Origin of the sequence: Wolbachia endosymbiont of Drosophila seguyi (assembly GCF_028981765.1) — a bacterium.
Lineage (GTDB): Bacteria > Pseudomonadota > Alphaproteobacteria > Rickettsiales > Anaplasmataceae > Wolbachia > Wolbachia pipientis.
The window spans coordinates 11213-22024 of record NZ_JAPQLM010000190.1 but is presented as its reverse complement, the minus strand read 5'-3'; the positions used below and the strand labels follow the sequence as shown (position 1 = coordinate 22024).

10 protein-coding genes and 1 pseudogene are annotated in these 10812 nt (G+C 35.2%); 4 read left to right on the top strand and 7 right to left on the bottom strand.

Annotated features, from left to right (window positions below; translation table 11 throughout):
* A partial coding sequence (locus OZD62_RS05585; protein ID WP_038198669.1) for a transposase occupies positions 1 to 283 on the bottom strand: 283 nt, incomplete at its 3' end.
* A 40-nt stretch (positions 284 to 323) separates the two neighbouring features.
* On the opposite strand from OZD62_RS05585, the gene OZD62_RS05580 reads away from it, so the two are divergent.
* The gene (locus tag OZD62_RS05580; RefSeq protein ID WP_256437683.1) at positions 324 to 458 is read left to right on the top strand and encodes a hypothetical protein; all 135 of its coding nucleotides are present in this window, start codon (positions 324 to 326) and stop codon (positions 456 to 458) included.
* Here OZD62_RS05580 and OZD62_RS05575 read toward each other — a convergent pair.
* Complete coding sequence (locus OZD62_RS05575) at positions 455 to 637, bottom strand: hypothetical protein (protein ID WP_174515886.1); 183 nt, start codon at positions 635 to 637, stop codon at positions 455 to 457. The genes OZD62_RS05580 and OZD62_RS05575 overlap by 4 nt on opposite strands.
* Before the next feature lie 21 nt (positions 638 to 658).
* On the opposite strand from OZD62_RS05575, the gene OZD62_RS05570 reads away from it, so the two are divergent.
* The 3 genes from OZD62_RS05570 to OZD62_RS05560 all read left to right on the top strand — a co-directional run bounded on the left by OZD62_RS05570 (position 659) and on the right by OZD62_RS05560 (position 5027).
* A complete protein-coding gene (locus OZD62_RS05570) occupies positions 659 to 2002 on the top strand; it encodes an alanine:cation symporter family protein (protein WP_275019619.1) in 1344 nt (447 codons plus the stop codon).
* Between the two features lie 35 nt (positions 2003 to 2037).
* Complete coding sequence (locus OZD62_RS05565) at positions 2038 to 2196, top strand: hypothetical protein (RefSeq protein WP_275019618.1); 159 nt, start codon at positions 2038 to 2040, stop codon at positions 2194 to 2196.
* A 152-nt stretch (positions 2197 to 2348) separates the two neighbouring features.
* Complete coding sequence (locus OZD62_RS05560) at positions 2349 to 5027, top strand: hypothetical protein (RefSeq protein ID WP_095742669.1); 2679 nt, start codon at positions 2349 to 2351, stop codon at positions 5025 to 5027.
* On the opposite strand, the gene OZD62_RS05555 is transcribed toward OZD62_RS05560, so the two are convergent.
* The 5 genes and pseudogenes from OZD62_RS05555 to OZD62_RS05535 form a co-directional block, all read right to left on the bottom strand.
* Positions 5019 to 5615 (bottom strand): Maf family nucleotide pyrophosphatase, encoded by a 597-nt coding sequence (locus tag OZD62_RS05555; protein WP_010082554.1) that lies wholly within the window; start codon positions 5613 to 5615, stop codon positions 5019 to 5021. The genes OZD62_RS05560 and OZD62_RS05555 overlap by 9 nt on opposite strands.
* Positions 5593 to 5856: a translation initiation factor IF-1 gene (gene infA, locus OZD62_RS05550; RefSeq protein ID WP_007550159.1), complete on the bottom strand. Its 264-nt coding sequence runs from the start codon at positions 5854 to 5856 to the stop codon at positions 5593 to 5595. Before infA ends, OZD62_RS05555 begins: the two co-directional genes overlap by 23 nt.
* A 112-nt stretch (positions 5857 to 5968) precedes the next feature.
* Positions 5969 to 8446 (bottom strand): coiled-coil domain-containing protein, encoded by a 2478-nt coding sequence (locus OZD62_RS05545; protein ID WP_208571758.1) that lies wholly within the window; start codon positions 8444 to 8446, stop codon positions 5969 to 5971.
* A gap of 251 nt (positions 8447 to 8697) precedes the next feature.
* Positions 8698 to 9426, bottom strand: a pseudogene (locus OZD62_RS05540) (IS5 family transposase).
* Between the two features lie 103 nt (positions 9427 to 9529).
* Entirely contained in the window at positions 9530 to 10807 is a 1278-nt protein-coding gene (locus OZD62_RS05535) for an adenylosuccinate synthase (RefSeq protein ID WP_275019620.1), read from the bottom strand.
* Between the last annotated feature and the right edge of the window lie 5 nt (positions 10808 to 10812).

The window sequence follows — 10812 nt, the reverse complement described above, 5'->3', positions numbered from 1 at the left end:
TTGATGATTGTGAATAGCTGATAACTTGCAAATTTTTCCCAATTTGCTCAAGGTATCCTGCTATAAACCCAACTGTTTGCCTCAGGCCTATTCTAAATAAACAAGTTATTATGTGCACCAAAATTACAACTTTATCGCTATAAATATTGTTGCCACCTGGTATTTTTGGACCATTCTCGTACCACTTTTCTATGGCTTCGTTGATATAATGAAAAATATTTCCTCTTTTTTCTAGAAATTTGTTATATTCGCTATGGTTACTGACCCTCATTTTTTGTGGCATATTTTTTCTTCAACAGTTAAATCGCTATTTATAATGAATTTTGTCAGTAATCACTAATTTTTCTGCTGCTATGCAACAAAGCTCACTGGGATCCAGATTGGACACTAAGTTGGTGAGTATAAAAGTAGCTAACCTTATGTTAAAACACAATATTTTTGGTGAGGGGTTGCATTAAAAGCTGGATTCCAGTGTCAAGCACTGGAATGACATCGTCTTAACATTGTACCATATTACAATGTTCGTACAGTTATGTGTCACGCTACTTGGATGACAAGAAAAGGTTTCTAGAATGACGGAAACGAAGTCATACATAGAAAATAGGTTAGGTATTTTCAATTTTTGTTGTATACTCAAATAAAAATCTCACTTTTACAGATGGATACAGTAAAGTTTGTTTTATTACTGCCAACAATATTACTCATGCTAGTTGCTGGTGTTTACCTATCGATTAAACTAAAATGGCTACAGGTATTTAGATTACCATACGCCCTTTCACTCCTTGGAGCTAAAAGAGGAGAAAATAAATTTTCTTCTATAGCCGCTCTGTTTACAATTTTAGGGGGAAATTTAGGAGTAGGCAATATTTCAGGAACTGCTGTTGCTCTAAAAACCGGAGGACCGGGCTCTATTTTATGGATGGCAATAATTATTGTTATCACTTCTGTGATAAAATATGTCACTTGTTATCTAAGTATAAAAACCAGAAAGGAAAAGAACGAACGGTTTATAGGTGGCCCTGTAGCCTACATGACTGATGCGTTTAACTCTAGGAAGGCCACAATTGTCTTTCTAGTTATCATGATGATGGTTTCAATAACAGTTGGTAACCTTGTTCAGGTAAATTCTCTATCAATACCACTTAATATGATAGATGTGCCTGTAGTTGTTGGTGGCATTGTAATGGCCATAATATTTTTTGTTGTTGCAGCTCTCAGCTTAAAAAAAATTAAAATTTTTATATCGGCTATGATACCGATAATGACGGTAAGTTACCTCACACTTTGCGGTATCATATTATTTAAATTTAGTGAAAATATTCTTCCTTCTCTAAAACTAATAACAAGCAGTTTTTTTACAACTAGTAGCTTTAACTCTGGTTTATCTCTAGGTTTGATTTTAGAAATGTTGACTATTATTCAAGTTGGAACTTTGCGAGGTATTTTTGCAACAGATATAGGGCTTGGCCTCGAAGGAATCGTACATTCTTCAATTGTTCCTAAGAAAAATAATAATAAATTTATTATTGAACAGAGCCTAATCACAATAATATCGCCTTTTATAGTTGCATTCATAGTGTTTATTACAACAATGGTACTGCTTGTCACAGATTCTTGGGTCACTGATTTAGAGAGTACTAACATGTGCATATTTGCTTTTAGAAAAGCTATGAATTGGCCCTATATTGACTATTTAATTATGGCCATAATGTTTTGTTTTGCCTTTACTACTATTTTTACTTGGTTTTTTTGCTCAAAACAGACAATACGCTATGTGTCTATGGATAATAAATACACTAAAATCTGGATTGTAATTTTTACCATGATCATTCCGCTTGGTGCGATAGGTAAAGTCCGGTTGCTATGGGATGTTGCTGATATCTCGATTGCTGCTTTGTTGTTTATCAACATACTCGCTATACTCAAGCTAACCTCTCAAGATCCAGAAGTGTTTACTATGAGTAGCAGATATTTGAAGTTGCAAAAACAGAGCTATAGCTAAAGCAATTTAGGCTATGCAGCTGTTGTGATATAAGAGTGATTTCCGCCAAGAAGGATGTCATCCCAGTGCCCAGACACTGGGATCCAGGAATCTTGATTGCCACTAAGTTAGTGAGCATAAAAGTAGCTAATCTTATGTTAAAACACAACATTTTTGATGGGGTTCGTGAAAGGCTGGATTCCAGACTGGAATGACAACTTAAATCGTTTGATGTTACCATAAAATAGCTTGTGTCATCACATTAGTAACACAACCTTCCTTAATAAAAATTCAACCAATGCTTGTGATAATTATATTAGCTAGTATTAGCTAGAACTAAAGGCAGAGGGTTATTAGTGAGGGATATATGGGCACTAACGATACACAACAAGAACACATTTATAATGAGCGCATTCAAGAAATTTTTCCTTTATTTGATAAAATAAAAAAGGAAGACGACCCAATTTATAATGCTAGAGTTGATTTTAACACAGTAAAGTTTTTAACAAAACACGCCAACTGGAATTGGGACGAAGAAGAAAACAAAGATAAAGCATATGGAGTTATTCTTCAGAAATGCGACAAGACAAAGAAAGCTGGACAAGACCTTGAAAGTGAAGTTAAAGAAAGGTTGAAAGAGTATGTTGATGATGTTGCAGGAGTTTCAATATACGGTAATCACGCAAGTATTACGCTGGGAAATAACAAAAAAGAGTTTAAAATCAGCGAATTTTTAAACAGTGATTTTTGTGAGAAGAATGAAATCTCGGGATTTTCAACATTGCATAGTGATGGAAAGAGCGGAATGCATGGTTTTGTTGCCGAGGAAGAAGGGAAAAAAATAAGACATTATGTCGTAACTGATGGTTCATATGAAATGACTTTAAAGTGGTATGCGGAGGGGAAGGAATGTAAGATCAAAATTAAGATTGATGCTAACGGTGTAGACCTTGTTAAAGGTGATGATTTTTCTCTAGAACGGTTAGAAGTAAACAGAGATGTAAAAATAGGTGGTTTATTCTTGCATGAAATACAATTCAGGGAGAAAGGACAAGGAAAAGCGAATGAGATGCAACATAATAAAGACAGTAACGAGCTATCATCTGAAACTACAACAAGAATTGATGTTAATAGAGGTGTTAGCGTTCAAGCTACTGATATAACTCAAAAAAAAGAAGACCACCATTCACATTTTGGACTACAATCTAACAGCAGAAGGCAGTCTTACGATAGCGGAATTGGAAAAGATTTTGACGATAAAATTAATTCTCAGGAGGCTAAAGAAAAGCGTGAGCTTAGACAAGCAGCACGAGAAGCAAATTCGGGAGGTCAAGTTTATAACCTACAATCGCTTTTTGAGGAGAATCCTCAGAACAAAAAAACTCCTCCGCCACTTCCACCTAGAACTAGTTCACTACCACCTAAAAAAGGTGTTTTCGATGAGCAAGGGGGAGCCAAATCTGGAAGCCAAAAACCAGATGACTTGCGCGAAAATGAGCAAACACCTAATAATCAGCAAAAAGGTGCAACTTCTGATTCTTCAGATAGTTCTACTTTCACCAAGTCTGTAAGCCACAATCAAGATAATAGGCAAGAAGATGAACGGTATGACAATCCTACATTTGGACATGCTGTACCTGGAAGCCAAAAACCAGATAGAAGTGAGCAAACACCTAATGATCAGCAACAACCTAAAACCCAGCAACAAGAAGGAAATAGCAAAGGCGATCTGTTACAAGACATCAGAAATTTCAAGAAAAACAACTTACGGCACATTGATGTTGATGATAGAAAAGCATCAATTGCAGGAAGTAGAAAAAATAACCCATCACCGTTAGAGACATTAAAGGACATAATTCCTTATTCATCTTCTCCAGATAACAGTGATAACCAAGATGCTAGTGATGCTAAGTGGAAAGAAAGTGAACAGCCGCTCTCTGCTACAGCACTCAATAATAAAAGTGACTCGGGCTATTCATCTCCAACTCATGACAATAATGAACAATCTCAAGTAAATCCTGAACAGTTAAAGAAGAGCTTAGAGAACATTGAACAAAGTGATCAAACTCCACCTGAAAATCTTCTTAAAGAAATCAGAGATAGATCACAGCAGGATAATAGAGGATTAAGGCAAGTTGATCCTACTGATAAACTGTCACAAGATAAAGAAGATGGATTGCAAAAAGACGATTTAGCAGATGTAAAAATAGTGGAAGGTCCAACTATTAGTGTCTCTGCTTCAACACCAAATAGTATAAGTGATTCAGGCTATATATCTCCAACTAATAGTGATAGTAAATCTCAAACAGATTTAAAACAGGTAGGAAGGAAATTAGAAGAACATATTAGACAAAGTAATCTAACTCTATTTGAAGAACTTAAAAATACATTAGGTCAAGAAAATCTCGGGTTAAAATCAGCTGATCAGAGTCAGATTAGCGAAGAAACTAAAAAACGCTTGAGAGAAGTTGGGTTGCTAAAAGACAGCTCAACAGACATAAAAGCAAACGATTCGGGCTATTCATCTCCAACTCATGACAATAATGAACAATCTCAAGTAAATCCTGAACAGTTAAAGAAGAGCTTAGAAAACATTGAACCAAAAGAAATCGGAGATACGAGTGAGTTAAAAGGAGCATTGGGAAACCCGGATAAAGGATTAAGAGAACCGGCACAACAGGCTACTAAAGAAAATATTCCTAAAGATTCATTCTCAGAAAACATTTTAGAAAAGATAGGAGAAGGTAAACAATATGACCCTATACGTAAGTGGTTAGAAAAAACAGTGGCAGAACGAGAAAATAATGACACTAATCCAACTGTAGATAAAAATAGCGAACTATATAAATTACTAGAGAAAGATGAAGCACAACTGAAAGCTGGAGTAATAGAAGAAGAAAGAGGAGATACTTTAACAGAACACACTGATGGTTATGATCGCAATAGAATTGCATTAGCTAACAGAAATAAAAGACCACTAGATTGGGCTAAACAGGTTGCTGAGTCACAACAAAAAAAAGATACTAATAAAGGTATTTCAATATAAATTGAAGTTAAAATAATTGCTTAGCAAACAATAGGTTTCATGTAATGGTAACCCTATAACGGAAGAGTAGGAGCCGCGTAAGAACAATACGAACACTCCAGCTAGGCCTTGTATATTGCATCCCCCCGCCCTATTTTTCCACTCTTCTGATGCTAAATAATACTTAATTTCTTGTTCACTGAGACGTTTAAATTTCACTATTGTAACCACAGTCCTGATATGTTGTTTAGATTGATCGGGAGTTAATAGACATACACTGGTGTATACTCTATGCCTTCTTCCTGATAACAAGCGGATACATTTTTCTGCTTGCTCAACGTTTTCAGCTTTGAGCAATATCCTTCTACCACAAGCAACAACTGTATCAACACCAAGCACAAAATAATTTGGATTTAAACTTTGTATTTTCTCAGCTTTACTTTTTGCCATACGGATTGAGTAATCCTTCGGAAGTTCCTTTTTTAAAGGGGCTTCATCTATATCTGCTGGCAAAATTAAACCTGGCTCAATGTTTATTTGTTTTAGTAAAGCTATACGCCTTTTCGATGATGAAGCAAGAATAAGATTATTTAGAGATCGTTCTGTCACTTGTACCTTTAAGCCTTCTAATGATCCTACCCTTTCTTGCATTCCTATCGTAAATGCTCATCTCAACTAACACCCTATCCCCTATAATGATGCGTATTTTACTTCTTCTCACTTTCCCTGATACATGACAGATAATCTCATGTTCATTGTCCAGTTTCACTCTAAATTCTGCTGCAGGTAGTAAAGCAGTTACTGCCCCTTCCACTTCAAAAATTGTTTTCGATTTCTCGTCTTTTATCATATGTTATATTATAATTTAATAATCTTTTTTAGTCTACTATAGATTTTAAATTATTATCAACACAAAAGACCTTTTGCGCCCCACTTAAGTTGCAACTTAACCCCAACCATCTTCACAATGATACCCTACCTACGTTTCTACTCTCTGCCACCTTCTCAATAGAACTTATAGGACTTATGTTGAAAGATAAATCATTATCACAATTTTCTTCATCGCTATCAAGTCCACTATCAACGCTTAAAGATCTGAGTAATGTTGTCTTCTCTCTCAGTGGCACATAAGACTCATTATCAACGCTTGAAGATTTGGATAACCTTTTCTTCTGTCGTGGAGCATTACCAGACTCATTAGAAATTTCTCCCGTTAATTGATTGTTGAAGCTCCTTTGTTCATCAGCACGAATTTTTTCTTCCAGTCCATCAAGCATTCCTACCAATTCATCACCCCATTCATTTTCTTCTTCTAATAATTGTTTACACTTTTCTTTCTCACGCTCTAGCTCGTTTCTTAACTCTTCGACTTTATCTTCATCTTTAGTGAGTTCAAGTGTAAGCACCTTATCTCCTGGAAATTCCTCGTACTCGTTTTCTAGTTCTTCAATGTTGAGTTTTAGTCTCTCTTCTCCAAGTGTATCTTGTAAATCGCTATCCTGCCTATCTGATTCTTTAATCTTTTGCTCAATTTCTACTTGTACCTTATATTCCTGATCTAATTCTCTTAGCTGATCTTTCAAGCGCTCTTTCTGCTGGCGTCGTTCAACCATTATCTGTTCCGCATCTTCTCGTGCTTGATTTAGCTCTTTTTCCAAATTCTTCTTTCCTGCATTAACAATTTTCAGCTCTTCCTTTAGCTTTCTTTTTTCTTCATATACACCTTTAAGTTCTTGTGCTTTCCCTTGTAGCTCTTTTAACACACCTGCTAATTCTTCATTTTTTTGTGCCAGTTCAGTTTGCAATTCCGTGTTTTTTTGCTCCTCTTTTTCAAACCTGTCTTGTAAATTGCTATTCTGCTTCTCTAACTTTACAATTGTTTGATTAGCTTCTGCTTGGGTTGTTTCTAGTTTCTCCTGTAGTCGCTGATTTTCTTGTATTAATTCATGGTGCTTTTTATTTATCACTTGCAACCCTGCTTCTATTTTTTGCTTCAATTCAACAGCTTCTTTTTTCAAATTTGACATTTCTTGCTTCAATTCAACGTTTTTTTCGGACAGCATCTGATTATTTAAAATCAATTCATCCATTTGTTGTGAAGCAAATTCTGTCTGAGTTCCAGTGTGCTGTAAATTGACTTCCGTTTTAGTTTCGATTTGTTGTGAAGCAACTTCTGTTTGAGTTTCAGTGTGTTGTAAATTGACTTCCGTTTGAGTTGATGCATTGCTATTAATAGAAGGAGGAAGGCTATTGTCAGCATCAACTTTAGGGTCTAATTCCCCCTCTGGTTCCTCGCGATAGGCCGCTATAGACTCATTTTGAAAATTATTATTAGCAGTAGGTACAACATCAGCAGCCTTACCTTTTTCTAGTACAGCATCATATAAGGAGAGACCTTGAATATATAATTCATCGTTTTGCTTTATTAATTCTAAGATCTCATCCGATAGCACAAAATCTTCATCATTAAATTTTAGTACTTCAGTTATGCCATCGCTACTCACATTCATAATCATGGTACACATTTCGGATCCATCCTTTACAGGCCAAGTGCTTTTCATTTCATAATATGCGCCCTCTTTAAATTCATAATATCTTTCCTTACCTTTCCGATGAGAGTGTATTTCATGTTTTTTATTGCAATAGATATTCAGCTCTTTAATATCTTTCTCTTGCTGTAAAATGTCACTAATCCTGGTTTGCTCACTTCTATTGTAATTAATAAGATTGATATTCAAAACTCTATGAGTGTTATCAGTTTCTGTGTAATAAGCTCGAAACTCTACGCCTTTCTCTCCAAGATATTTACTTGCAGCTTCTTTTCCCTGCTCTGCCAACTTTATGCATTTATCTATATCTTCCTTAAAGCTCTTATTAGCAGACTCTGTTACTGCTTTATCTATGTACGTTTTTTTAAAATCTCCATCATTTATTAGGTCATAAAAACTCCACTTATCCCCAAAAGCCCTCTGCACGTAAGTGAAATTCTTTTTTTCCTTTAGTTTTCCTAAGAACCACACCTTTTCTTTCAGATTTTTTAGTTGAAAGCTTACCCTTGCCTTTACACTAGAGTTTTTGGCAGGAATACTAACTTCTTCTAATTCTTTAAGTAATTTGTTATTTTTTATAATTGAGGAGCAAAACTTTACAATAGCAGAATTTGCAAACGAAGGATCTTTTTTTATATCTTCATCAATAATTTCTTTAAAACGTGCAAATTGAGGTAGAACATAAAAATTGATTATTTCTTTTTCTGATCTTGTTTTATTAGCATAAGAGATATCACCTAATTGTGAATATAACTCTTTTAATGTATAGTAGATAAGCGTAGAGTAATAAACCTCCCTATTCAGTGAAGTTGGTCCAATACACTTTTCAAGTTGATCACCTGTTTTTCCTGCCTCTGCTGTTTTTTCTTCTTTAGCCAAACTTCCAATCATAATACACCTCCTTAACTATATTTATATTATACCAATTAACATATATTAAAAGAAATCAAACTGTATAACCTCGCCCTACACTAACTTTTATGATTACTTAATTGTGTAAAAATAACTGCAAGTGTTAAACTTGAGCTTTTATTTTTCATTATACATTTCTTACTACATGTTTATACTGTTGTCTTGCATAATAGACTATTCGAAGTTACACAAGTATTTTTTTTATTAGATAAGAGTTAGTAAGAGCCTGTTCATAATTTTTTCAGAAGTAAGGCAGTGAAAGCCAGAACTACCATTTGTAGGCTAGTATTGAGTTTTCGCTCACAATTTTTCCACAATCTTCTACATTTTTCTAACCAAGCAAAAGATCGCTCCACAACCCATCTTTTGGGCAATACAACAAAGGAACGTAATTCATTTCTTTTGATCACTTCAACGGTTGCACCAATAATCGTTTTTATTTGAGTTACAAAATTCTCTCCAGTATAGCCTGCATCAACCAGTACATTTTTAACTCCCGAGAGGTTTTCTTTTGCATTTTCGACCATTCTCACAGCACTGCTACGGTCAGTTATCTCTGCTGTTGTTGTATAAATTGCATGCTTGCGTATCTACTGCAATACGGCCCTGAAATCTTCTTGCCTGCATCATAGCTTCAGCAGTATCTGCATTTTTTATACTCTGTGCATCAATTATGCAGAAGCTTTTCCGACCATTGTTTTGTCGCAATTATTTTTTTTTAATACCAGCTCCAGAACACTTTCTTTATTTACATCTGGTTTTTCACTCCACTTCTTAAAATAGTCGTAACAATTGCGCCATTTTGGGAACTCTTTTGATACCATTCTCCACTGGCAACCACTTTTTAACACGTATAACACTCCACAAAATATATCATGTAAATCAAGTGTTCTTGGTTTTGTCTTCTTTCTGCAAGATTCCAGATCTGCTACAATAATCTCAAACTTTTCTCGACTTATGTCACTTGGTTATAAACTTCGCATATCCTACTTTATATACTTTATCCTCTCACTTTATCTCTTTTTTGAGATTACGTACAGGCTCTAAGATACAAAGACGTTTTCAGAAATCTTTAAGCTTAATAACATCCTCTCTCTTTGGACTAGTTGAGATTAGATGAATTGGTACACCTATTAATTTTTCTAACCCTTCTATATATTTTATTAAATTGATAGGCAATGTTTCAATCGACCTTTTACCTTGAGTGTTTTCTTTCCAGCCAGGAAACTCTTCATATATTGGCTCTAATTCCCCTTGTATTGAATGCGATGCGGGTAAATAATCATACATTTTTCCGCTATACTTGTAACCAGTGCATATTTTAATTGTATCAAAAGAATTAAGCACATCTAATTTGGTTAATACAATGCTTGAAACTCCAGAGAGTTGTACGGCCTGGCGCACTAAAACTGCATCGAACCATCCGCAACGCCTTCTTCTATTGCTCACTGTTCCAAGTTCCTTACCTATAGTAAACAAGCTATCTCCTACTTCATTTTTCTGCTCAGTAGGAAATGGGCCATTGCCCACTCTTGTTGTATAAGCTTTTACCACACCAATAATGTAAGCATTGGAGGATAACCCTGAGCCTGTTATTGCTTGCGATGCTACAGTATTACTTGAAGTAACAAAAGGGTAAGTTCCGTGGTCGATATCTAAAAATGCGCCTTGGGCACCTTCAAATATTATTTTCTTACCTTCTTTCATCAAGTCATTTAATATCTTCCACACAGGTTTTTTATATGAAAGAATTTTTTCTGAAATCTCTTGAATTTCCTTTAATATTTCTTCTTTTTTACCCACCTGGTAGTTAAGGCCTTTCCTGATAGCATTGTGGTAATTCAAAAGAGTATCCACTCTTTTATTGAGCTCATCTGCGTTTTCTAAGTCACAAAGGCGTATAGCTCTCCTTCCAACTTTATCTTCATAACATGGCCCTATCCCTTTGTTTGTTGTACCAATTTTGTGATTTCCATTTAAATCTTCAAATAGCTTTTCCTTGTCCTTATGTATGCTAAGTATTAATGGACAGCTCTCGGATACCATCAAGTTGTTATAGTTTACGTCTACTCCTTTAACTTTCAATGACTCTATTTCTGAGATTAGAGCGTGTGGATCAAGAGCAACGCCATTTCCTATGATAGATATTTTGCCTGGCCTCAAAACAGCAGAGGGCAGTAAATTTAATTTATAAACCTCATCATCTACTACTATAGTGTGCCCTGCATTATTTCCTCCCTGAAATCTCACAACTACATCTGCATTCTCAGAAAGATAATCTACTATTTTACCCTTGCCTTCGTCACCCCATTGCAGACCAACAATTACAATGTTATTCATCATTA